The sequence below is a fragment of the Bradyrhizobium sp. CCBAU 11361 genome (genome assembly GCF_028128935.1).
In the GTDB taxonomy this organism is placed as follows: Bacteria; Pseudomonadota; Alphaproteobacteria; order Rhizobiales; family Xanthobacteraceae; genus Bradyrhizobium; species Bradyrhizobium niftali.
In genome coordinates, this window is sequence record NZ_LBJZ01000190.1 from 61,287 (window position 1) to 83,393 (window position 22,107).

A 22,107-nucleotide genomic window follows, 5' to 3' on the forward strand; every position below is an offset into this window, starting at 1 on the left:
AGCAGCTTCATCCGATGGCCCCGCATCATCTGCCGTTCTATCTCGCGCCGGGAAGCGGGGTGGATACGCTGATGGTCGTGATGGGCATCTTCCTGATCGGCACCGTGCTCTGGGTTGGCACGCTCTATTGGAAACTGCACAGCCTGCCCGAGCGGATGGCGCACAAGTCGCAGAAGCTGCAATTCGAATTCGTCGCCGTACTCGGCCTGATTTCGCTCTTTACCCATATGCACGTCTTCTGGGTCGCGGGCCTGTTGCTTGCGCTGATCGATCTTCCCGATTTCGGCACACCGCTGCGCAGCATTGCGGGTTCCGTCGAAAGGATCGCCGATGCGACGCCGGTTGAAGCCGGGGACGCGCTGGCGGAGTCCTCATTGGATCGCGAGGCTGGTCTATCGCCACCCGGACAATTGGGGCCTGCGAAGGAGAAGGAGCGCAGCCATGTTTGAGCTCATGTTCTGCTCGCTCCTCACGATTTTGCCCGACTACCTCTACCGCCGCTATGCCCAGGGCAAGCGTTTCGGCAAGGAGATCACCTTCTTCTCAATCTGGTACGAGCTCCGATGGGGCATTACCGGCTGCCTGATGCTGACGGTCTCGCTGATCACGATGATCTTCTATTTCCATCCCTCCACCACTTCGGCAGCGCTCTATTTCCGTACCGTGCCCATCCTCCCCGAAGGGTCAGGGCGGGTGGCCGAGGTGAAGGTCGGATTCAGCGAACCGGTGAAGCAGGGCGATGTGCTGTTCACGCTGGATAGTTCCAGGCAGAAGGCTGCGGTCGAGACGGCCGCACGCAAGGTCGCCGAGGTCGATGCGTCGTTGACGGCGGCGCAGTCCGAGGTGGTCAGGGCCGAAGCGCAGATTCAGGAGGCCAAAGCCAATCATCAGCAGGCCAAGGATGAACTCGACACCAAGTCCGACCTGCAGCGCCGCAATCCCGGCATCGTGCCGCAGCGCGACATCGAGAAGCTGCAGGTGCTGGTCGATCAGCGCCAGGCCGGCGTTGACGCGGCCACTGCTGCGAAGCAATCGGCGAGCTTGCAGGTAACGACGCTCATTCCGGCACAAAAGGCGAGCGCCGAGGCAGCGCTGGCTCAGGCCCAGGTCGATCTTGACAAGACAACGGTTCGCGCCGGCGTCGACGGACGCGTCGAGCAGTTCCTGGTTCGCCCAGGCGATGTCGTCAACCAGTTGATGCGTCCGGCCGGCGTGCTGATCCCGGAAGGCGCCGGCCGCAAGGCTCTGCAGGCGGGCTTCGGCCAGATCGAGGCGCAGGTGATGAAGGAAGGGATGGTGGCGGAAGCGACCTGCATGTCAAAGCCCTGGGTTATCATCCCGATGGTGATCACGACGGTGCAGGACTATATCGCCGCCGGCCAGTTCCGCTCCGGCGAGCAGTTGATCGATCCGCAAAACATCGCGCGTCCCGGTACCATCCTGGTCTTTCTTGAACCGCTCTACAAAGGCGGCCTCGACGGCGTGACGGCGGGCAGCAGCTGCATCGTGAACGCCTATACCAGTAATCACGAAGAGATCAGCGCAAAGGACACGGGCACCTTCCGCAAGATCGCGCTGCATGTGGTCGATGGCGTCGGCCTCGTGCACGCGTTGTTGCTACGTATCCAGGCACTGCTGTTGCCGATCAAGACGCTCGTCCTGAGCGGGCACTGATGCGGGGGCGTGGACGCCTGCGGCCGGATCACCACGCGCTGCCGATGCGAATGGCGCGAGGACGATTGGCGCCTGGACAATTTGCGCTAGAGTGTGGCCAGTAGGCGGCTACTCTCCTGGAGAAAGCATGAGCGGGCGCATCGCTACGGCCCCGGTCAAGTTGAGCTGGCTGATCGTCGTTGCACGGTTCAGTCTATGTCTGATGGTCTGGGCCGCTCTGCTGCCGGCGGCCCTTGCCGCCGATCGCAACGAACCCAAACGGCTCCTCCTGCTCCATTCCTTCGGCCGGGATTTTCGTCCCTGGAGCGAATATGCCCGGAGCATCAAGGCCGAGTTCGAACAGCAATCCGCGTTTCCACTCGACATCCAGGAGCACGCACTGCTGACGGCCCGGTTCAACAATCCAGGACCGGAAGAGCCGTTTGTCGACTATCTGCGCTCCCTGTACCGCACTAGTCCACCCGATATCGTGATGACTCTCGGAGCACCGGCAGCGCGCTTCGCCCAGAAATATCGCGAGCAGCTTTTCCCGGATACGCCGCTGGTGATGGCGGCGGTCGAGGAACGGCAGGTGAACCGGGCGGCTTTGACCAAAAACGACGTCGTCGTTCCGGTGCGCAACGACTTCGGAGCGTTCTTCGGCAGCATTCTTCGGGTGTTGCCGGAAACCCAGACAATTGCCGTGGTCATCGGCGCATCGCCTATCGAGAGGTTCTGGCTCGACGAAGTCAAACGGGAGGCAAAGCCCTTCGAGAGCCGGATCGAGTTCATCTGGTACTCAGACCTGTCGTTTGAAGAGATATTGAAGCGAGCCTCCACGCTACCACCACATACGGTGCTGTTCTGGCAACTGATGTCGGTCGACGGTGCCGGCGTCGCCCACGAAGGCGATCTGGCCTTGCGCAGGCTGCACGCCGTCGCCAACGCGCCGATCTTCTCCTATCAGGAAGCATTTTTCGGTCGTGAAACCGTCGGCGGCCCGATGCACTCGATAGCCGAGTCCAGCAAGGCAACTGTCAGCGCGGCGCTTCGAATCTTCGCGGGCGAGAGGCCGGGCGATATCAAGATCGAACCGATCGGATTTGCCGCGCCGAGATACGACTGGCGCGAGATGCAGCGTTGGGGCATCAGCGAGGGCGATTTGCCGACGGGCAGCGAGGTTCTATTTCGCGAGCAGGGGCTCTGGGAAAGATACCGTTGGCAAATGGCAATGATCGCAGCAGCGTTCCTGGTCCAGGCCGGGCTGATCAGCGGGCTACTCCACGAACGTCGCCGGCGCCGACTGGCGGACGTCGAGTTGCGGCAGCGCCTGGCGGAGCTCGCGCATCTCAGCCGCTATGCGGCCGCCGGAGAGATGACGACCTCCATCGCGCACGAGCTGAACCAGCCACTCGGCGCTATCCTGACCAACGCCGAGACAGCGGAGCTCATGCTGAAGAGCGCCTCGCCGAGCCTTGATGAACTCAGAGCCATCCTGGCCGACATCAGGCGCGACGATCAGCGGGCGAGCGAAGTGATCCGACGGCTGCGCAGCATGCTGAAAAAGACGCCCTTTGAAGTTCGATACATTGAACTGAACGATACCGTGGGGGATGTCATCGGGTTCGTCGCGGATGTGGCCAAGGGACGAGGCGTCGTGTTGAACTATGTTCCGGCACCGGCCGAACTTTACGTCCGGGGCGATCCGATTCACCTCCAGCAGGTTGTGCTCAATCTCATTGTCAATGCCCTGGACGCGATGTCCGAAATTCAGGCAGGCAAACGCGAAATCAGTGTAACGACGAACGTTTCCGGTGCCTGGGCGGAGATCCGGATCGGTGACACCGGTGCCGGCATCGCGATGGATGATCTCAAGAGCATTTTCAATCCGTTTTTTACCACCAAGCCGCAGGGCATGGGCATGGGCCTGGCGATCGCCCGGACCATCGTCGAGGCGCACCACGGCACGATTTCCGCCGAGAACGCGCCCTCCGGCGGGGCGCTGTTCAAGATCAAGCTCCCGATCGCGCGCTGGGCTTTCGCGTTGCAGCAGTACGATTAACGCAACCGGGCGCAGCCGTTTCCCTTGATCTTTGTCAAAGAACGACCGGGCCGCGGATCGATCCTCCAAATGGTGACTCCGATGGAGGGTGTGATGCTTCGTTATGCCAGGACCGTGATGGCGCTCGCGCTTTTGATGGCCATCCCGGCCGTCGCCTCGGCGCAGACGGCCGACAAACCTGCTGCTCCAACCGCTCAGGCGCAGCCGGCAAGCCAGGCTCCGCCAAGCGCCGAGCTCCTGAAGCCCGAGCAGCTCGAAGCGCTGGTGGCGCCGATCGCGCTCTATCCTGACGAGCTGCTGGCCAATGTGCTGGCCGCGTCGACCTATCCGCTGGAAGTCGTGCAGGCCGATCGCTGGCTGAAAGAACACAAGTCGCTGAAGGGCGATGCGCTCAAGACCGAGGTCGAGAAGCAGGCCTGGGACGACAGCGTCAAGGCGCTCGCCAGCACGGCGGACGTTCTGACGATGATGAATGACAAGCTCGATTGGACCAAGAGCCTGGGTGACGCCGTGCTCGCGCAACAGCCGGACGTGATGGATGCGATCCAGCGATTGCGGACCAAGGCCTATGACAACAAGAAGCTCGTCACGACCAAGCAGCAGAAGGTCAGTGTTCAGACGCAGGAAAACAGGCAGGTGGTCGTCATCGAACCGGCCGAGCCGGGAACGATGTACGTGCCCTACTACGAACCAGCCACCGTTTACGGGGACTGGCCCTACGCGGAGTACCCGCCGTATTACTTCGGCTATCCGTCCTATATCGGTGCAGGCGTGGTCGCGGCGGGTCTCGCGTTTGGGACCGCGTGGGCGATCGGACGCTGGGGCAATTACTGGGGCGGCGGCTGCAACTGGGGCAACCGCAACGTCTATGTCAATCACCGGACCACCAACATCGCAAATGGCTGGCAGCACAATCCGGCGCACCGCCAGGGCGTGCGTTACAACAACACCAATGTTCAGCAGCGTTTTGGCAACAACAATCTGAAGGCGGGCGCCGCGGACCGGATGGACTTTCGCGGCCGCGACGGCCAGCAGGTCCTCAAGGATCGTCCGGGCGCCGGTGCCGCTGATCGCGCGGGCGATCGTGCAGGAGATCGAGCGGGTGACCGCGCTGGCGACCGTGCGGGTACGCGGGACCGGCCCGGTGGCGGCGATCGCGCCGGCGCCGCGGACCGCGCCAAGGGGAGTGCGAAGGGCGGAGGCGATCGAGCCAAGGGTGGTGGCGACCGCGCCAAGGCCGCCAACCGCGGCAGCGCCGGTGGCGGCAATCGCGCAGCTTCTGCCAATCGCGGTGGTGGAGGCAGCCGCGGCGGTGCCATGAACGTTTCCTCTGGCAGAGCGGCTGCAGCGGCTTCCGCCCGCGGGCGGTCGAGTATGGCGAGCATGCCCCGCGGTGGCGGTGGGGCGAGCTTCGCCGGGCGTGGCGGTGGCGGCATGTCTGCCGGAGGCGGCTTCCGAGGAGGCGGTGGCGGCGGACGGGGAGGCGGCGGCGGCCGGCGTTCCGATATCGCGTTGAAGCACGACGTCGTCTTGCTCGGCTATCTCGCCAATGGGCTCGGCTACTACCGCTTCAGCTATCTCGGCAGCAACAAGGCCTATGTTGGTGTCATGGCGCAGGAGGTCGAACGCGTGAACCCGGAGGCGGTGGCCCGCGGCAACGACGGTTACCTGGTTGTCTACTACGACAAGCTCGGATTGAAGTTCCGCACCTACAGCGATTGGCTCGCCGGCGGTGCGAGGATCCCCGCGGAGATCACGCCATGATCGGTCTGAAGTCACTTCATCGCGCGGCGTTGCCGGGCTTCATGGCGCTGGTACTGCTGGGTTCGACCGCGCTTGCGCAGCAATCTTTTTCTACGCCCGAGGATGCAGCGGCAGCTCTTGCCGCAGCGGTCAAGAGAGGTCCGGGCGATATTCTCAAGGTGCTCGGCAGGGCTGCCGACGAAATCGTCTCGTCCGGCGACGAGGTCGCCGATGCAGATACACGCCAGCGCTTTACGTCGATGTATGATGCCAAGCATTCGATCAAGGCGGAAGGCAACAAGAAGGCCACGCTGATGCTGGGGCCGGACGACTTCCCGTTCCCGATTCCACTCGTCAATGCAAAGAGCGGCTGGGAATTCGACACGGCCGAGGGACGGATCGAGGTGCTCTATCGTCGCATCGGCCGCAACGAGCTCGACGCGATCCAGACCGCGCTCGCTTATGTCGATGCCCAGAATGAATATGCCGAGAAGGATCGTGGTGAGGGCGTTGGCGTCTATGCGCAACGCATCGTCAGCAGCCCGGGCAAGAAGGACGGCCTGTTCTGGCGCGACGACAGCGACCCGAGCCCACTCGGTGCACTGGCGGCGGACGCCTCAGCCGAAGGCTACAAGGCCGGAAGTGTAGGGCCGAGCCCATATCATGGATACTATTTCCGTATCCTGAAGGGGCAGGGATCGGATGCGCCCGGCGGTGCTCTCAACTACGTCGTCAAGGGCAAGATGATCGGTGGTTTCGCGCTGATCGCCTGGCCAGCCGAATACGGCAATTCCGGCGTCATGACCTTCCTGGTCAATCATGCCGGCACCGTCTACCAGAAGGACTTGGGAGAGCGCACCGAGTCTATCGCCCAGCGCACCACGCTGTTCGATCCGGACCAGACCTGGAAGAAGGTCGATGCCGCAAAACCCTGAGAGCAGGCGAGCTCGTCCGCGCGCGATCGCCGTTTGCTTGATGGCGATCGCACTGCTCGCGTTCGCCATTCCGGCGACGCCGTCGTATGGGCAGGCGAGCGGTCAGGTCCGGGTCAAGATCGTGAAAGCGGGACTGCTGATCGGCGGTGGCGCGGGCAACGGCGTCTTGACCTATCGTGGTCGCGACTATCCGTTCAACGTATCCGGCGTGAGTTTTGGCATCACCGCCGGCGCGACCGTCGGCCGGCTCGATGGCCGGGCCTCGGGCATCCGCGAGGTCGGCGACTTCGCCGGGACCTACAGTTCGGTCGGCGGTGGCGCTGCCCTGGTCGGCGGCATCAATGGCGTCCACCTGCGCAACGAAAAGGGCGTGACCATCGTGCTGCAAGGCCCCAAGGCGGGCATGGAGTTCGCCGCCAATCTCAGCACAATCACGATTTCGATGAGGTGAGGCGATGTTGAAATAGTGTTTTCGCCGGTCCTGCGCAAAACCGGATCACATTTCGCGCCTTGTCCCTTTTATCGCGGGTACGTGCACCGGTCCCTTTAGGGACATCGACGCTATTCCGCGGCGAAAAATGAACTCAATTGTTTCATGTGGGTGCATGCCCATATCCATTACCTCGCGGGTAATGGAACGGATGAACGCGGCATGCTAGGTTTTCGACCATGAACGCACATGCATCCACGGCACAGACTGAACGCAGCCAGCCGATCCATATCGGTGACCATTTGCGCGAATGGCGGCAGCGCCGCCGCATGAGCCAACTCGATCTGGCGGGCGAGGCCGATATCTCGGCGCGGCATCTGAGCTTCGTCGAGACCGGCCGCGCCGCCCCTTCGCGCGATATGGTGCTGAGGCTCGCCGAGCGTCTCGACGTGCCCTTGCGCGAACGCAACGTGCTGCTGGTCGCCGCCGGCTTTGCGCCGGCGTTTCCGCAGCGCCCGCTGGAGGATCCCGCCTTGAAATCAGCTCGCCGGGCGATCGACCTCGTCCTCAGGGCGCACGAGCCCAATCCGGCGCTCGCCGTGGACCGGCACTGGAACCTGGTCTCCGCCAACCGCATGGTGGCGCCGCTCCTCGACGGCATTCCGCAGCGGTTGCTCGGCCAGCCCTTCAACGTGCTGCGGCTCGCTTTCCATCCCGAGGCGCTGGCGCCGCGCACGGTCAATCTCGCGGAGTGGTGCGGGCATCTTCTGGAGCGGCTGCACCGGCAATGCGAAGCAACGGCCGATCCGGAGCTGATCAAGCTCTACAACGACCTCAAGGGCTACCCGATCCCGGCACGATCGGCGCCGCTGTCGAGCGACAATGTCGCCATCCCCTTCAAGCTGCGTCACGAGGGGGAGATACTTAGTTTCTTCTCCACCACCATGGTGTTCGGCACGCCCGTGGACATCACCCTGTCGGAGCTTGCGCTGGAGACGTTCTTTCCGGCCGACGAGCGCACCGCCGAGCGGCTGAAGCAGATGGCAGCAGCTATGAGCTAGCGCCCTTGCCTTGGGCCGGGTTCTGCCTATCTTTGGGCGAACCCTTGAAGTGCCCGAAGGAGGCGCCTGACATGAGCACGCTGAAACCGCTCCAGATCGACGTCGTCTCCGACGTGGTGTGCCCCTGGTGCTATATCGGCAAGCACCGCATCGAGAGCGCGCTGGCGCTCGTGCCCGACGTTCCGGTCAAGCTGAATTTCCGTCCCTTCTTCCTCAATCCCTGGGTGCCGCGCGAGGGCATCAGCCGCGAGGACTATCTCACCAAGAAGTTCGGCTCGGTCGAGGCCTATAAGGGCATTGCGGGGCGCGTCGTCGCGGCTGCCAGCGAGGAGGGTCTCGTCTACAGGCCGGAGCTGGTGGCGCGTCAGCCCAACACGACCGACTGCCATCGCCTGATCCTGTGGGCCGAAGCGATCGGCAAGGCGCCCGAGATGAAGCAGCGCCTGATGGAGCTGTACTTCCGCGATGGCGGCGACCTCACCGATGTGAACGTGCTGGTGCAGGCGGCCGCCGATGTCGGTCTCGACGCCGACGACGTGCGCCGGCGTCTTGCCACCGACGAGGACGTCGCGCGCGTCTCGGCCGACGCGCAGGAAGCCGCCGAGAAGGGCATCTCCGGCGTGCCGACATACGTGTTCGCGCAGAAATACGCCGTCTCCGGCGCGCAGGATCCGAACCTGCTCGCCCGTGCCATCCGCCAGGTCTCGGAGGAAATCAACGCGCAGGCGGCGGAGTAGATTTCGCTTATTTGCGGAGGCGGCGGACCACGCGTCGCGCGGCCTCGTGCGCGGCGTTGAGGCCGACCAGTGCTGCGTGAATGAGCGCCACGACCGGGTCGTTCCGCCGCAGCGGGATCAGCACGTCACCGATTGCGAAGCGTCCCCGCCAGATCGGGTTGATCATGGGGTGGTCGGCGCTCGCCGTGGAATCCGCACTGGCGATGGCGGAGTCGGCGCAGAGGTGACGGGTGAGGTCGAGCGTGAGCTGCACGCCCGGCGAATATCTTGCAAAGCCTTCGTCGATGCCGAGCTTGAAGAAGAAGGCGCGGTCCTGATGGCGCAGCACGATGCCGGCGGCCACCGGAATCGCGCCGGCGCGCAAGCTGACGATCTCGCACTGTGCGGTCTCTGCCAGCGCCGGCACCGCGCGGCGGATGAAGGCCGCATCGCCCGCATGCTGGATCAGCGCGGTGCCGCGCTTGCCCTTCCAGCCGCTGGCTTCGAGTTGCAAAAATGTTTCGAGTGCGGGCCCGATCTCGTCAGGCCGGCGCGCGACCTCGAACACGACGGGCCCGTGCTCTTCGAGCCGATGGCGCAGACGGCGCAACTCCTTGAGCTTTTTGGTGCCCAGCGCATCGTGCAGCAGCGTCTCGCCGTCCTGCGTCGCGTTGAGGCTGGCGCGGATGTAGGAACTGAGGACACGCGGCTTCAGGCCGTCGCGATTCAGGATCTGGTTGAGCGAGGCCATCGCCGCGCCGTCGAGCGCGACGTCGTTCAGCACGAGCGCATGGGCACCGGCCTCGCGCGCCTGCTGCAACAGACGCGTCGCCGCCTCGATCGGAGCGTCGCGGTCGATCAGCGGGCTGCACAGCGTGCCATAGGGATGCGCGCTCACCAGCGCGGGCAGGGGAATCTTCCATGCCCGCCACAGCGAGATCACCGGCATCAGCCCGATCAGCCGCATCGAAGATCCGTCGAATGCGGGCAGTACGGAGGCATCCGTGCGGCCGCGCGCGGTTGCGCTGACGGCGAGCTCCCAGGCGGGCAGGTAATATCCGTTCGGCTCGACCGCCCGCTGCGCGAGCGCGCGCCATTGGCCGGGTTCGATCGCGGTGAGCGGGACGAGCGCGCGCGCCGCCGCGGCATGCTTTGCCGATGCCGGATTGATCGCTGCCTGGTGCGCGATGTCGACCACGTCCCGTCGTCCCCGTTCACGCGGGCTGAGCCCGGGTTACGCGGTCATCCTTAGCGCAAAGATTGGAAAATCCCGTTGGGAAGCCGCTTCAATTCGAGCGGTAGTGTTAACGTCTCATTGAGCATCCGGCGGCAGTCGCCGGATGCGCCATGGAATGTGGAAGCTACTGCTCGCCGGGCACGAAATGATCGCGGGTGCTTGCGCGTCCGCCGCCGGCCGTGTCGGTGATGGCGATATCGACGTCGCGCGAGGTCTTCGGCAGGTCGCTGGGGCCGACCTGCACCGACAGCCTGACCTCGCGGGTCTGGTCCTGCCCGACCTCGATGACGGGCTTGCCGTCGAGGCCGGCTTCGATGCCTGCGACGCGAATGGTGGCGCCGGGCAGACCGGAGACCTCGAGCGCAAACGATCGCTGCGCGCCCTTGTTGAGGATGCGGACGGTGTAGTCGTTGCGCACCCCGCCATCCGAGAGCTGGACGAAGAGGGGATTGCGCTCATGCAGCACGTTGACGTCCATCGTCGTACGGGTCGCGAGAGCATAGAGCATGATGCCGCCGACGATGGCGATGGCCGCGGCATAGATCAGCGTGCGCGGACGGATGATGCGGTAGAGCGGCGCCTTGCCCTCGCGCCGGCGCTGCATGTTGATGTCGGTGTCGTAGCCGATCAAGCCGGCGGGCCGGCCGATCTCGCGCATTACGTTGTCGCAGGCGTCGATGCACAGGCCGCACTGGATGCAGCCGAGCTGGATTCTGTTGCGGATGTCGACGCCGGTCGGGCAGACATTGATGCATTGATGGCAATCGACGCAGTCGCCGGCGAGCTCGCCATGCGCGCGGGCGGCGTCCGCCTTCTTCACCGACATACGCGGCTCGCCGCGGTCGCGGCGATAGGTGACGTTGAGCGCCCATTCGTCGGTCAGCGCGGCCTGGATGCGCGGCCACGGACACATGTAGATGCACATCTGCTCGCGGGCGTGACCGGCAAAGACATAGGTCGTGGCGGTGAGGATGCCGATCCAGAGATAGGCGATGAACGGGGCCTGGAGGGTGGCGAGATCCTTCACCAGCGTCGGTGCGTCGGAAAAATAGAGCACCCAGGCGCCGCCCGTCCACCAGGCGATCATGATCCAGAGAAAGTGTTTCAGCACGACCTTCCGGATGTGATCAAACGTCCAGTAGCGCTTGTCGCCCTGCATGCGCTCGCGCCGGTCGCCCTCGACCCAGCGCTCGACCGCATAGAACAGGTCGGTCCACACCGTCTGCGGGCACATGTAGCCGCACCACAGCCGGCCGGCGACCGCGTTCATCAGGAACAGCGTCATCGCCGCGATGATCAGCAGACCGGTGAAATAGTAGACCTCCTGTGGCCACAGTTCGATGAAGAAGAAGTAGAAGCGCCGATGCGGGAAATCGATCAGCACGGCCTGGTCGGGCAGGCCGGGTCCGCGATTCCAGCGCACGAAGGGGAGGAGATAATAGGTCCCGAGCGTGACGCAGAGGATCGTCCATTTGAGGCGGCGGAAAGGGCCGTGGACGGATTGCGGATAGACCTTCCGCCGCTTCTCGTAGAGAGGTCCCTCGATGAAAGTGTCGTCGCTCATGCTGCGCTTCCCGCGTTTGCGTCAGCGAGGCCCTATTCCGGTGCGCAGAAGAGGCGGTACAAGGTCTCCAGCACCGAGCGGACCTCCTGGCTCGCGATGCTGTAGTATATCGTCTGACCGTCCCGCCTGGGTTTGACCAGGCTCAATGCGCGCATCTTTCCGAGATGTTGGGATAGTGCGGCCGACGACAGGCCTGCGATGTCGGCGAGTTCGCCGACGGACTTTTCGCCGTCCAGCATGTTGCAGAGAACCAGCAGCCGCTTGGGATTGCCCATGGCGGAGAGGAGGCGGGAGGCCTCTTCGGCCTTCTCCTCCAGAGCGAGCAGTTCCTGATTCCGGGGCTTGAGCTTCATGACTGTCCGATATATTAGTATATTCGAAAATACGAAACAACTGAAATAACCGTCATCGGTGCCCGCGAGAGGGGCGCCCCCGATCCGGAGGGCTCATGGTCTCGACATCATTTACACCGATCGCCTCCCTCGCTGGCGGCGTCCTGATCGGCGTCGCCGCCGTTCTGCTGATGTGGGCGACGGGACGGATTGCCGGGGTCAGCGGCATCGCGGCGCGGCTGTTCCCGCCCTATGAGGACGGCGAATTCGCCGGGCGTTTCGCCTTCATCGCCGGTCTCGTCGCCGCGCCCGTGCTGGTGCGGCTTGTCACCGGAAGCCTGCCGGCGCAGACGATCGAGGCGGGGACGACCGTTCTGATTGTCGGCGGACTGCTCACGGGTTTCGGTTCGGTGTGGGGCAGCGGCTGCACCTCCGGCCACGGCGTCTGCGGCTTGTCGCGGCTCTCGGTGCGCTCGCTGGTCGCGACCGTCACCTTCATGGCGGCCGGCATGGCGACGGTCTTCCTGATGCGGCACTGGAGCTGACGACCATGGCAATCCTGGTCCAATTCGCGATCGGCCTGATCTTCGGTCTCGGCCTCATTGTCTCGGGCATGTCGAACCCGGCGAAGGTTCTGAACTTCCTCGACATCGGCGGCATCCCGGCAGGCACGTGGGACGCCAGCCTTGCCTTCGTGATGGCGGGCGCGGTGGCCGTGACCTTCATCGGCTTCAACCGCGTCCTGAAGCTCACGCGGCCGTTCTTCGCCGAACGATTTTATCTTCCGACGCGAAGCGACATCGATCCCAGGATCGTCGCAGGTCCCGCGATCTTCGGCATCGGCTGGGGACTGGCGGGGTTCTGTCCGGGTCCGGCGCTGACCGCGCTCGGGTTCGGCTCGGCCTCCGCCTTCATCTTCGTTGCGGCGATGTGTGCCGGCATGGTGCTCGCCCGCTTCGTCACTCACCGGCCGTCATTGACGCGCTTCGTCACGCCGGCCGATCCGCTCGAAACCTGAAGTCACCGTGAAAGAGTAAGCATGGACAAGAACTATCCAGAGATCACCCGGCAAATCTCCGCCAACATGCGCAAGCTGCGAAGCGACATTCCCGACACCATGAAGGGATTTGCCGCGCTGGCCCAGGCCGCGACGCGTGACGGCGCGCTGGACAAGAAGACCAAGGAGCTGATCGCGCTGGCGCTCGGCGTCGCCGCGCATTGCGACGGCTGCATCGGCTTTCACACCGAGGCCCTCGTCAAGCTCGGCGCGACGCGCGAGGAGGTCGAAGAGACGCTCGGCATGGCCGTCTATATGGGCGGCGGGCCGTCGCTGATGTACGCAGCCGATGCGATCGCAGCCTACGAGCAATTTCAGCAGCAATCGGTTGCCGCCTGACGCCTGTGATCGGATGCACCCATATGGAAGGGACCGGGCGAGTTGTCTCGTCCGGTCCCGTCCGTCTTGGTTCTACCGATTACCAGCCACCGACGCCCACGCTGACGCCGGGAGCGCGAATGCCGACGCCGCCTCGCGGGCCGTCGTCCCAGTCGCGATAGGTGCGGCGTTCATAATAGCGCTCGCGCGGCATGGTGGCATAGGAGTCGCGCGCGATTACGCGCGCGCCGCCGCGGGTGCGATAGCAATTGCCGGCGTCATCGCAGACGAGCCGGACTTCCTGGATGAGATTGGGGTTGGCGTATTCGCTGGTCGTGTAGATGTCGGCGGCCTTCGCGCCGCTCGCCGCAGCGATGGCCGCGACGCCGGCCAGCAGTGCAATCGTAAATGTCCGCATCATATTCTCCTCCGAAACTGCCCTCTGCGGTAACAAGAAGGGGGGGGCGGCGATCGTTCCGATCCAAATGCAGGATTTTCCCGGAACTGGTGGCGCGCGGACAATGTTCCCCGGGGGCGACACGCGCCAATCCGGCGAAGCATCATGATTGCTGCGAGCCGTTTGCCGATTTCCTCTCTGCGGGGAAGCTGAAGCAGCACTGCGGATCTGGTCTCGGATGCGCTCGCTATGTTCCGCCTTACACAGGGCTGACGACGAGGCCTGTCAGATCGGCTCATAAACCTCGGACCCGCAGATGTCGTCGGCTTCCGCGCGGCGGCGATCGACGACCTTTCCGCCGGTGATGGTGACAATGTAGGTCTGGGCGCCAAGCGCGGTGCCGGTTGCGGAGGTGAGCTGCGCGCGGACGCAGGCGGTCCAGCCGGGTCCTCGCACCTCACGATGCGGCGGGGCGACGTGCACCTCGCGCGGGTATGACGTGTTGAGGAAGACGACATCGATCTGCTCGCGCACCACGCGCTTGACGTCGGGGGGCGGCTCGGGCGGCGGCTGCTCGGCTTCCTTCATGCGCATGAACTCGGGCACCGGCGCGCGGCTGTCGGCAAAGCCGCAGGCACCGAGCGCGAGCGCGCCGGCCAGCAGCGCCGCATGAGCAATGATCCGCAACATCCGTGAAGGGTCCCCCTGCGGGCCAACAGATAGGCACGAATGCGATCTGGCGAAGTCCTGGCCGATCAAGATTTGCTGAAGGCCTGGAACGCACGGCATTTGCTATTAGGGGATTGCAGGCTAGTTTGTACCCCAGACGAAGGGGATTGCGCCAATGAGGATTTTGGTCATAGCGGCTGCGGTGCTGGCATTGGCGGGCAGCTCGGCTCAGGCGCAGATGGGTGGCGGCAGACGCCAGCCTAGCGAGGGCCAGAAGGCGGACACCAAGCCCAAGGTCGACGAGGGGGCCTACAAGGCGGCGCTCGAGCGCATTCCGGAGCCCAAGGAGAAGTATGACCCGTGGGGCGGGGCGCGTCCGCCCGAACCTGCCAAGAAGTCCAAATAAACCTGATGGGCGCTGCGACAGGCCAGTGCCATCTGATCGCAGCCACCGAGGATCTCGATCAGTCCAGTGGAAGCGTTTGCGGCATCGTCGGCGATCGCACGCGTGCTGGCGGCCTGCGCCTTGCGTCGCTGCCATCGTAGCAGGCACTCATAACCGTGTTGTGGATGCGATACGAACAGTCGTTCACATCGTGCGCGCTATTGCACGAAAGCGAGACCGACGCGCCTGTCGCTGCGCCATACGGGGCGGCAAGTCCGCACGAAATTGTCGCGCGCGATCGAGAGTGTGAACGATTGCGGCAATGTGACGGGGGTCTCGAGGTCGATCGCCACGCCGCCTGCGGACATGTTTCGCACGGTGCAAGCGATGCCGTTGTTTTCAAAGGTGATCGTTCCACCCTTGAAAACACGGTAACGTTGGGCTGCACGCTTCTCGGTCATCTGCGTTGATCCACAATGATGATTGTGAAGTAGTGCATAGAAATTACGTTGAACTAAACTCAATACTGGCGCTACTTGCACAGCGCTTCAGATTTCGTTTACGACGTTGAAGCGGTGAGTCACGTCCCGCCGACTTTCCTCACAAGCCTTTCCTTTATGGCCTTACGCGCCGATGGAGATTCCCATGAAGACTCACCGCAGCGCTTTCGCTGTCGTCGATGCCCGCCCACGCCGTCAAGTGGGACCTCTCGACCATGACTTGCAAGCAGTTCCTCGATAGCGGCGAAGACAACATCGCGGTCGTGCTGACCTGGATGGACGGCTGGTACAAGGGCGACGAGGACAACGCGATCATCGACACCGAGGTGTTCATCGAGAACGCCAAGAAGTTCGGGGCCTATTGCGGAAAGAATCCGACCGTCAGCGTCGTCACCGCGGCCGACGAGATCCTCGGCAAGTAACTCTTGAAGCGGACTGAAGCGCGGACGCAATCGCGCTTCGGCCTCTCGCTTTGATGCGAACGTGATGGAGAGCCGCGGTGCGCCTTGCGCTCACGCGGCTCTCGTCTTTTGCGGCGATGCTCAGCCCGGCAGCATCGCGAACGCGCTCGACACCATTGCCACCGGCTTGTTGTCGGCGGCCGAGAGCAGCGTGACGCGGCCGAAGCTCATGGTGCGCCCGAGCCGCACCACGCGGGCGTCCGCGAGCACGTCCGACGAGGTGGCCGCGCGCATGAAATGCGTGGTCTGGTCGACCGTGGTCATCGGACGGTAGCCGCGATTGGCGGCGAGGATTGCGATGACCATCGCGGTGTCGGCGAGGGCCATCAGCGCCTGGCCGCAGACGACGCCGCCGTTCCGGCACAGCCGCTCCGAAAACGCCATCCGGAGCAGCGCACCCGGCTGCCAGTCCGGCGCATCCGCAGGCTGCGCGTCCTCGATGCGCTCGACCGAGAGGTTGAGATCCTGGACCCAGGGCGCAAAGACCTCGCCGAGGATGCGTCTGGCCTCAGCGATGCCGAACTCGGCTTCTGGCTGCGATGGCATTGCGGCGTGTCCTCCATTGTTGCCGGATGTTTCTGCCATTCTGCGCGGATCGGCACGGCAAAGTCACCCGGTCTGATGCCGGTCCCGTCGGCTTGAAAATGCCTGACTTCGCCCGATATGATGCCGCGCTTGGGATCGGGTGGATGATGTTGCGTCGGTGTGTCCTCGTGTTTTGGCTGGTGGCGCTCGGCATCGTGCTGGACGGGTGCACCAGATGCGGCCCGATCTGGGACGACTGGCTGCACGCGCCGAAATCGTGCAGATCGGACCGGCTCTAGCGGGCCATTCGGCCCTGAGCGACCCCAGCGGTCACGGACGGGCTGTGATAGGGATGACAGGCGCGGCTGATCCGCGCCGCCATGATGATCAGGGAGTAGATGATGAAGCTTTTCCGTATGGCGGCGGTGCTGGCCGTGCTGGCGGGACCGGCCTACGCGCAAATGCCCAATATCAATTTGATGCAGGACGCGCCGAGCAAGTCCCCGGAAGAAAAGGCCGCGGATGCCGAGCGTGAAAAGGTCTACAAGGAAACGCTGAAGAAGATTCCGGACGCCAAGTCGTCCAACGATCCCTGGGGCGGCATGCGCTCCGATCCGCCGAAGCAGGCTGCGCCGAAGGCATCGGCCGCAACCACCAGCGCGCCGAAGAAGACCAAGACCGGCACGGCCGCCAACTGAGCCTTTCGGCCGGAGGCGGCATGCGCCTTTCGGCCGGGACTCCTCTTCGTCCGATCCGCTCCCTACATTGCCGGCAGGTGTTGCGTAGAGGAGGACAGGTCATGGCCGATCGTCCGCGGGATCTCGCCGAGCGGATGGCGCGCCGGCGCAGGATCGGCGGCAAGCCGGGCGAGCACGCCGGCGACGGTTATCTGCGCGAGACCTTCACGCTGCCGCGCGCGGCGGCGCGGGCGAGGGCGCAGGCCTTCTTCGCCCGCTACCCCAAGGCCGGCTATATGAGCGCGGTCGAGACCTGGCGCGAGCTGCCCGGCGGCGACATCGAATTCACCATGCGGCGGCTGCCCAGCGCCGATTGAGGTCGGCCCCTAGTCGAGCGTCTCGGCGACGATGCGGATGCGGAACACGGGCTCCTTGGTCTCGTCCAGGAGTTCCATGTGCCATTCGGAATTTTCCTGGAGCTTGCGGGCGATGCCCGCGGCCATGTCGGCGCAGACACTGGTCATCTCCTTCCAGGCCAGATCGCGGTCGGCAAATTCCGACGCCTGGTCCGCACAGCCGGAATAGCGGCCGTTCCGAATTCGAAAGAAATAGAGCGGCATGGCTGGCACCGATCGCGTGACGGCCCCGCCCCCAAGGCCCACGGCGCGCAGTGCAATCCCAAACCACCGGCAGATCAATTCCGGGCGGCTACGGGATAACCGGGGCGCATAGGAGGGGCCGTGACGCCGATCTCGGCGCGTCCGGTTCAGGCCGTTTTGCGCCCGATGGCCTTCAGCTCCCGATCGATGCGCAGCTGCACCCGCCGGATCGCCAGCAGGTCGATCTTGGTCTCGGTCTTGCCGGTCTTGACCTGCTCACCGATGCGGAACTGCCATTGCCAGATTCCGGGAATGGCCGTCTTGGCGACGGTGAATTCGACGCCCCTGTGATTCATGGTTACCTCCCCACGATTCACCTTCGATCACTGTAGCATGTTGGCAATCGAATTCCGAAAGAGGCCGGCCCGCAAGGCAATGCAAGACCATCGCCCGGTGCGCGCTGATGCAGTTGAGCGCGGCTCAGGAACTCTGTTCATGGTCGGAGAACCACGGGGCGTTCGATGGTCATCGGTTAACGATCGGTTGTGACGCCGGCGATCCCGATCGAACGGGAAGAGCCAAGGCCCGCCTCGATGCGCGCGACGGCATGTGGCTTGCTTGGCCTCGTGACGGCAAGCAACATGAGCGCATCATGCTCGGCATTCCCCGCCGCTACAGTCATTTCGTCTTCGGTGTCCTCCAGTCCGGACTGACCTCGCTGATCGCGGCTGGGATCGCCAGCCTGCCGGCCGACGGCGCGATGCTGTTCGCCCGGCACTGGATGCTGTCATGGCTGCTCGCATGGGCCGCGATGCTGCCCGTGGTGCTGCTGGCGGCGCCCGCGATCCGCGCCTTCTCGTTGCGGCTGACGCGGGAGGAGAGGGGCCCGTGAACCGGCCGGCATGAAAAAAACCCGCCTGGGGAGAGCCAGGCGGGGTCAAAGGTTATTGGAGGCTGAGGTGCTGGGCTGCAACACCATAAGCCCAATGACCCTAGCCGGCTGAGCTTACGACAGCCTGACAAGCCCGCGAATCGAATCCAGGCCGGCGCTCACCCATGCCCGCCAACAGAAAACCCCGCTCGTGGGAGAGCGGGGTCGTCGGTTGGGTATGGAGGTCCGGTGTTGGTCCACCGGACGAGACGACATTAGGCGACCAGGCTTACGGGTGCCTGACGGCCGCAGCATCGAAGCCCGCACCGGGGAGGCCGCAGACTGGCCCCGCACCGGTCCCAATTTGGTCACCCGATCGCAACACTCGGGCCACAGCCGCAGGCGAGATTCCGCAAGGTCCGGTGCAGCCATGGGGGAAACGTGGCTTGCCGGCAACGGGGTAGCATCATGGATAACGTAGAGCGGTCGTTCGCCGCCGCGACGGCGGTTGGCTTTGTCGTGCTGGTGATCGGCATCGGGCTGCTGGCGCTCATGTAGATTTGGCCGGCATGCGCCGGCGGCAGCTGGCCCCGTCTTTCAAAAAATTGGAAAACAACCCCATGCACAGTAGGCGGGTTGGGGATTTGCCTGCTGGGTCAATAATTTAGAGGTAGTATTTGGATACCTTTTACGCGCGCGATCGCCCTGAAGCCGGGCATATTGCCAACGCGTGATGCCGGGCCTTGCATTGACCAGGGCGGCCGCTGTCAGCCGCCGCTTTCGGTGACGCATGCCCGATGCCCGCCGTGCCGGCGCGCCTGGTCGGCTCCGCAGCCCGTCCTGGTGGCCCTAGTGAACCTTGATCACGTCCAGCGGAAGCTGGAGCTCGGCGGCACGCTCCAGACGGTCCTTTTTGCGGAACTCGTTTTCCTTCCGCTCGAACTTGACCATCTCCTCATGCGCCGCCTCCAGCAGGCGATTACGCCTGGTTGCATCCTGGTGCGTGTCTTCCGTCATGACCGAGATCCCCACTGTTGCGCTCCAACTCAGAGAAGCCGCAGACCGCGAAAAGGTTCGATGCCAAAAGATTGCGGAAGCATGACGGCGTCCCGCTCATGCGTCTTTGATGCGCGTCAGCTTCGGTCGAAGAAGGACGCTGCGAGATTGGAGTCAGAGATTGGAGTCAGAGGCGTTGATGCGCAAGTTCGGAGAACCGAGAGGCCGTCAACCGAGGCGGCTCACTGCGCCAGCCGAGGCGGCCTTACGTCTTCGGCGTCGTCCAGCGTTCCTGCGGCGTGTCAGTCCATGACGTGCCGAGCGGGCGCATCGTGATCCAGGTCTCGACCAGCTTTCCGTCCTCGATCCGGTAGCTCTGCATCCCGGCCCGGCTCTGCCTCTCGCCGGTCCTGGGATCGCGCCATTGGAACGAGAACCGGAACCAGGCGCGGTCCGTCGTAAATGAATGGTCGTAGACCACGACGCGGATGCCCGGTCGGTCCTTGTGGACGCCTTGCAACTCGGCTGCGTAAGCCTCCCGCGTCACGGTCCGATCGCCGTTCTCGTCATGCCTGATGTAGGTCGGCCCGACGCAGCTCGGGACCAGGTCATATTGGCCGTCGTGCCAGACCCGTTCCAGCGGTCGAATAGATCGCGCACCTCGTCTGACACTGGCCGGCTCCATCACGTTGCGATGCACCGTAATTGAAGATAGGCCACCGTGAAAATCAAACCGGGGTCCTGAGCCCGGAAACAGGCCAGCGTCAAAATCCGGGTGCCGGACGTTTCGCGTATCGATTTAGTGTCACTGGCCCCCGAGGCGCGCCTCTCAAGGTGAGGCGACGGTATCCGGTCCGCAAGATCGGGTCTCTCACTCGCGGCTCAGTTACAAACTTCAGCCTGCGTGGTCCCGCCAGGGCCAGTAAATCCCGGCGCGCCGCGCTCAAGTCTGCAGCCTGGGCGAACTGGCCGACACCCAGCGGCCGAGCAGAACATTTGGCTCGAGGACGTGGCTTGCGGCTTGGGCGGAGATGATTCGATCTGTTGACGCTCGTTGTCACGCGTCCTCGACCCGTCGCGGGTCGCGACGGGCTTCTTGTCCTGTACCTTCTCGCATTCGTTGTCGTCGTTGACGCGATAGCCCGCGCGGCAGGCGATCTTCACGCAGGTGTCGCCATCAGCCCTGGAGCCGCGATCGCAAACCAGGGGGCAGACGCGTCCCGGCTTGGCCTTGATGGCATCGAGTGCGTCGAAGCTGGCGAGCTTGGCATCGAACTTCGTCCCGGCATGCTTGTTGAACAGCGTCAGCGAGCGCTGCGCGGCGGCGTTCCATTCTCCGTCCGCTGCACCCGTCAGACACCCGACGCGACGGAGTTCTGACTGCACCAGTTTGGCCGTCTCCTGCGGCGAGAGGCTGGGCGGCGATTGCGTTGGGGCAACTGCCGCGACCTTCTGCTCGACGTCACGCTGAGCCTTCTCGGTCGCCTGCTTTGCGGCCAGCTCGGAAGCCGCCTTGTCGTTCGCGATCTTGTCGGCGAGCGCCTTCTCGGCAGCCTGCTTGTCGGCCAGCGCCTTGGCGACGGCGGCCTCGGCATCCTTCCTGCGTTGCTCGGCTGCGGCCGCCTTGGCCTCCTCGACCTGCTTGGCCTTTTCGGCCGCGAGCCGGGCATCCTCGGCGGCCTTGGCGGCGGCGGCGGCCTTGTCCTGCTCGGCCTTCTTGGCTCGCTCCGCGACCAGCCGCGCCTTCTCGTCTTCGGCCTGCCTTGCCTTCTCCGCTGCGGCCGCGCGTGCATCTTCGGCCCCGATCTTCTTCAACTGCACCCGCGCAAGGTTCGCATAGAAGCCCTCAGGATAGGTCTGGAGAAACGCCTCCCATGCGTCGCGATCACCCGCCTGCAGCGCCAGCTCATAGTCGCGGCGAACTGCATCTTGGGGATTTGCCTGCGGCCCGGCCACGACCGGCTTCGCGGCAACCAGCGGCACGTCATCACCGCCGAGCGAGCCGTACACATAGGGCTCCTGCTTGTAGCCGGTGTTTTTGAGCACATCGTCGCGGATGAAGCCAAAGGCCTTGCGCAGATCGAGCCCTGGCGTCGGCAGACGCTCGACCAGAGCTGCCGCGAACGGGCTGTTCTTGGAGTCGCCGTCTGACGCCGTCGAGCCCGCCTTGGCGGCGAAGGCGATCATGGTGTTCGGGCTGGTCGGCTCGATCTTGGCAAGTCCGCGCCCGATGGCGCGCGACGCGATCGTGCGCTTCATCGTCTTGGCGAACGGATTGTCCCGGCAGGCGTCCAGGATGACGAGGCGAAGCTGCTTGGCGGGCTCCACGGCATAAAGCGCGCGGTCGAGCGCGACGGTCTCGTCGAGCACGTCGCCGTCGGTTTCCAGCGCGGCATCGGTGGGGATCAAATAGTTCGTACCGTCCAGCTCGATGCCGTGCCCGGCATAGTAAATGACGGCAACTTGGGCATCGCGGGTCCTGCCCGCGAACTCGCGCAGCGACCGGCGCATGTCGGCGGCGTTGAGGTCGAGCCTGACATCGACATCGTCGAAGCCGGCCTTCTTGAACATGCCGCCGACCAGGGTGGCGTCGTTCACCGGGTTGGTGAGCCGGGGGACGCTCTTGTAGGCCGAATTGCCGATCACAAGCGCGACGCGCCGTTCGGCCATTGCCGGTCCGCATCCGAGCCACACGGCAAAAACGATCAAAAGAAAACGAAGCGCGCCCATTACAGCCCCAAATCAAACGCGAGCAGCGTATTCGCAGCCTGCCGAAAGGCAAGCGGATGGTATGTGAGGTACATCACTAGTCGGGTTGGTCAGTTCCCGGCTGACCAAGAGGAACTTGACGAGGCTGCAACCACGAGCTGTCCAAATGAAAGAGGCCGCCAGTTGAGGCGGCCTTTATTTCCTGGGTCT

Annotated in this window: 28 protein-coding genes; 16 read left to right on the forward strand and 12 right to left on the reverse strand. The window is 64.2% G+C overall.

Going from position 1 to position 22,107, the window contains the following annotated elements; genetic code table 11:
* Window positions 1–14 precede the first annotated feature (14 nt).
* The 8 genes from XI08_RS30270 to XI08_RS30305 all read left to right on the forward strand — a co-directional run bounded on the left by XI08_RS30270 (window position 15) and on the right by XI08_RS30305 (window position 8,621).
* Window positions 15–449, forward strand: a complete 435-nt coding sequence (locus XI08_RS30270; RefSeq protein ID WP_271577283.1) for a hypothetical protein — start codon at window positions 15–17, stop codon at window positions 447–449.
* Complete coding sequence (locus XI08_RS30275; protein WP_271577190.1) at window positions 442–1,674, forward strand: HlyD family secretion protein; 1,233 nt, start codon at window positions 442–444, stop codon at window positions 1,672–1,674. Before XI08_RS30270 ends, XI08_RS30275 begins: the two co-directional genes overlap by 8 nt.
* Before the next feature lie 127 nt (window positions 1,675–1,801).
* Window positions 1,802–3,715, forward strand: coding sequence for a sensor histidine kinase (locus XI08_RS30280; protein ID WP_271577191.1), 1,914 nt, complete (start codon window positions 1,802–1,804; stop codon window positions 3,713–3,715).
* 93 nt (window positions 3,716–3,808) lie between these two features.
* The gene (locus tag XI08_RS30285) at window positions 3,809–5,479 is read left to right on the forward strand and encodes a DUF3300 domain-containing protein (protein ID WP_271577192.1); all 1,671 of its coding nucleotides are present in this window, start codon (window positions 3,809–3,811) and stop codon (window positions 5,477–5,479) included.
* The gene (locus XI08_RS30290; protein ID WP_271577193.1) at window positions 5,476–6,393 is read left to right on the forward strand and encodes a DUF2950 domain-containing protein; all 918 of its coding nucleotides are present in this window, start codon (window positions 5,476–5,478) and stop codon (window positions 6,391–6,393) included. The genes XI08_RS30285 and XI08_RS30290 overlap by 4 nt, the downstream gene beginning before the upstream one ends.
* Entirely contained in the window at window positions 6,377–6,844 is a 468-nt protein-coding gene (locus XI08_RS30295; protein WP_271577194.1) for a hypothetical protein, read from the forward strand. The genes XI08_RS30290 and XI08_RS30295 overlap by 17 nt, the downstream gene beginning before the upstream one ends.
* Window positions 6,845–7,062: 218 nt before the next feature.
* A complete protein-coding gene (locus tag XI08_RS30300; RefSeq protein ID WP_271577195.1) occupies window positions 7,063–7,884 on the forward strand; it encodes a helix-turn-helix domain-containing protein in 822 nt (273 codons plus the stop codon).
* A gap of 71 nt (window positions 7,885–7,955) precedes the next feature.
* Window positions 7,956–8,621 carry a DsbA family oxidoreductase gene (locus tag XI08_RS30305; RefSeq protein WP_271577196.1) on the forward strand — a complete coding sequence of 222 codons (666 nt, stop codon included), beginning with the start codon at window positions 7,956–7,958 and terminating at the stop codon, window positions 8,619–8,621.
* Between the two features lie 7 nt (window positions 8,622–8,628).
* Here the strand turns inward: XI08_RS30305 and XI08_RS30310 are convergent, their stop codons facing one another.
* The 3 genes from XI08_RS30310 to XI08_RS30320 all read right to left on the reverse strand — a co-directional run bounded on the left by XI08_RS30310 (window position 8,629) and on the right by XI08_RS30320 (window position 11,754).
* A complete protein-coding gene (locus XI08_RS30310; protein ID WP_271577197.1) occupies window positions 8,629–9,798 on the reverse strand; it encodes a GNAT family N-acetyltransferase in 1,170 nt (389 codons plus the stop codon).
* A gap of 163 nt (window positions 9,799–9,961) precedes the next feature.
* A complete protein-coding gene (gene ccoG, locus XI08_RS30315; protein ID WP_271577198.1) occupies window positions 9,962–11,401 on the reverse strand; it encodes a cytochrome c oxidase accessory protein CcoG in 1,440 nt (479 codons plus the stop codon).
* 32 nt (window positions 11,402–11,433) lie between these two features.
* Window positions 11,434–11,754 (reverse strand): ArsR/SmtB family transcription factor, encoded by a 321-nt coding sequence (locus XI08_RS30320; RefSeq protein ID WP_271577199.1) that lies wholly within the window; start codon window positions 11,752–11,754, stop codon window positions 11,434–11,436.
* Between the two features lie 95 nt (window positions 11,755–11,849).
* Between XI08_RS30320 and XI08_RS30325 the strand changes: the two genes are divergently transcribed.
* The 3 genes from XI08_RS30325 to XI08_RS30335 are packed head-to-tail and all read left to right on the forward strand — an operon-like array spanning window position 11,850 to window position 13,129.
* On the forward strand, window positions 11,850–12,278 hold the full coding sequence (locus XI08_RS30325) for a YeeE/YedE family protein (RefSeq protein ID WP_271577200.1): 429 nt from the start codon (window positions 11,850–11,852) through the stop codon (window positions 12,276–12,278).
* Between the two features lie 5 nt (window positions 12,279–12,283).
* On the forward strand, window positions 12,284–12,751 hold the full coding sequence (locus tag XI08_RS30330) for a DUF6691 family protein (RefSeq protein WP_271577201.1): 468 nt from the start codon (window positions 12,284–12,286) through the stop codon (window positions 12,749–12,751).
* 21 nt (window positions 12,752–12,772) lie between these two features.
* The gene (locus XI08_RS30335; protein ID WP_027548597.1) at window positions 12,773–13,129 is read left to right on the forward strand and encodes a carboxymuconolactone decarboxylase family protein; all 357 of its coding nucleotides are present in this window, start codon (window positions 12,773–12,775) and stop codon (window positions 13,127–13,129) included.
* A gap of 79 nt (window positions 13,130–13,208) precedes the next feature.
* On the opposite strand, the gene XI08_RS30340 is transcribed toward XI08_RS30335, so the two are convergent.
* Window positions 13,209–13,529: a hypothetical protein gene (locus tag XI08_RS30340; protein WP_271577202.1), complete on the reverse strand. Its 321-nt coding sequence runs from the start codon at window positions 13,527–13,529 to the stop codon at window positions 13,209–13,211.
* Between the two features lie 261 nt (window positions 13,530–13,790).
* Window positions 13,791–14,195, reverse strand: a complete 405-nt coding sequence (locus XI08_RS30345; RefSeq protein ID WP_271577203.1) for a hypothetical protein — start codon at window positions 14,193–14,195, stop codon at window positions 13,791–13,793.
* A 154-nt stretch (window positions 14,196–14,349) separates the two neighbouring features.
* Here XI08_RS30345 and XI08_RS30350 point away from each other — a divergent pair, with 154 nt between their 5' ends.
* A complete protein-coding gene (locus XI08_RS30350; RefSeq protein ID WP_271577204.1) occupies window positions 14,350–14,580 on the forward strand; it encodes a hypothetical protein in 231 nt (76 codons plus the stop codon).
* Window positions 14,581–14,777: 197 nt separating this feature from the next.
* Here the strand turns inward: XI08_RS30350 and XI08_RS30355 are convergent, their stop codons facing one another.
* Window positions 14,778–15,020 carry a PilZ domain-containing protein gene (locus XI08_RS30355; protein WP_027548601.1) on the reverse strand — a complete coding sequence of 81 codons (243 nt, stop codon included), beginning with the start codon at window positions 15,018–15,020 and terminating at the stop codon, window positions 14,778–14,780.
* A gap of 209 nt (window positions 15,021–15,229) precedes the next feature.
* On the opposite strand from XI08_RS30355, the gene XI08_RS30360 reads away from it, so the two are divergent.
* Entirely contained in the window at window positions 15,230–15,481 is a 252-nt protein-coding gene (locus tag XI08_RS30360) for an HdeA family protein (RefSeq protein WP_442869876.1), read from the forward strand.
* A 120-nt stretch (window positions 15,482–15,601) separates the two neighbouring features.
* Here XI08_RS30360 and XI08_RS30365 read toward each other — a convergent pair whose 3' ends face one another.
* On the reverse strand, window positions 15,602–16,066 hold the full coding sequence (locus XI08_RS30365) for a PaaI family thioesterase (RefSeq protein WP_271577206.1): 465 nt from the start codon (window positions 16,064–16,066) through the stop codon (window positions 15,602–15,604).
* A gap of 380 nt (window positions 16,067–16,446) precedes the next feature.
* On the opposite strand from XI08_RS30365, the gene XI08_RS30370 reads away from it, so the two are divergent.
* Both XI08_RS30370 and XI08_RS30375 read left to right on the forward strand, forming a co-directional pair.
* Window positions 16,447–16,743, forward strand: coding sequence for a hypothetical protein (locus XI08_RS30370; protein ID WP_027548605.1), 297 nt, complete (start codon window positions 16,447–16,449; stop codon window positions 16,741–16,743).
* 101 nt (window positions 16,744–16,844) lie between these two features.
* Entirely contained in the window at window positions 16,845–17,099 is a 255-nt protein-coding gene (locus XI08_RS30375; protein WP_027548606.1) for a hypothetical protein, read from the forward strand.
* A gap of 9 nt (window positions 17,100–17,108) precedes the next feature.
* Here XI08_RS30375 and XI08_RS30380 read toward each other — a convergent pair whose 3' ends face one another.
* Together XI08_RS30380 and XI08_RS30385 are read right to left on the reverse strand one after the other, a co-directional pair.
* Window positions 17,109–17,342: a DUF6894 family protein gene (locus tag XI08_RS30380; RefSeq protein WP_027548607.1), complete on the reverse strand. Its 234-nt coding sequence runs from the start codon at window positions 17,340–17,342 to the stop codon at window positions 17,109–17,111.
* Between the two features lie 146 nt (window positions 17,343–17,488).
* Window positions 17,489–17,677 carry a hypothetical protein gene (locus XI08_RS30385; protein ID WP_027548608.1) on the reverse strand — a complete coding sequence of 63 codons (189 nt, stop codon included), beginning with the start codon at window positions 17,675–17,677 and terminating at the stop codon, window positions 17,489–17,491.
* A gap of 296 nt (window positions 17,678–17,973) precedes the next feature.
* Between XI08_RS30385 and XI08_RS30390 the strand changes: the two genes are divergently transcribed.
* On the forward strand, window positions 17,974–18,213 hold the full coding sequence (locus XI08_RS30390) for a DUF2798 domain-containing protein (RefSeq protein ID WP_271577207.1): 240 nt from the start codon (window positions 17,974–17,976) through the stop codon (window positions 18,211–18,213).
* An 828-nt stretch (window positions 18,214–19,041) separates the two neighbouring features.
* Here the strand turns inward: XI08_RS30390 and XI08_RS30395 are convergent.
* The 3 genes from XI08_RS30395 to XI08_RS30405 form a co-directional block, all read right to left on the reverse strand.
* Complete coding sequence (locus tag XI08_RS30395; protein WP_167771457.1) at window positions 19,042–19,209, reverse strand: hypothetical protein; 168 nt, start codon at window positions 19,207–19,209, stop codon at window positions 19,042–19,044.
* Window positions 19,210–19,453: 244 nt separating this feature from the next.
* Window positions 19,454–19,873 (reverse strand): nuclear transport factor 2 family protein, encoded by a 420-nt coding sequence (locus XI08_RS30400; protein ID WP_271577208.1) that lies wholly within the window; start codon window positions 19,871–19,873, stop codon window positions 19,454–19,456.
* A 197-nt stretch (window positions 19,874–20,070) separates the two neighbouring features.
* Window positions 20,071–21,918 carry a caspase family protein gene (locus XI08_RS30405; RefSeq protein WP_271577209.1) on the reverse strand — a complete coding sequence of 616 codons (1,848 nt, stop codon included), beginning with the start codon at window positions 21,916–21,918 and terminating at the stop codon, window positions 20,071–20,073.
* Window positions 21,919–22,107: the final 189 nt, after the last annotated feature.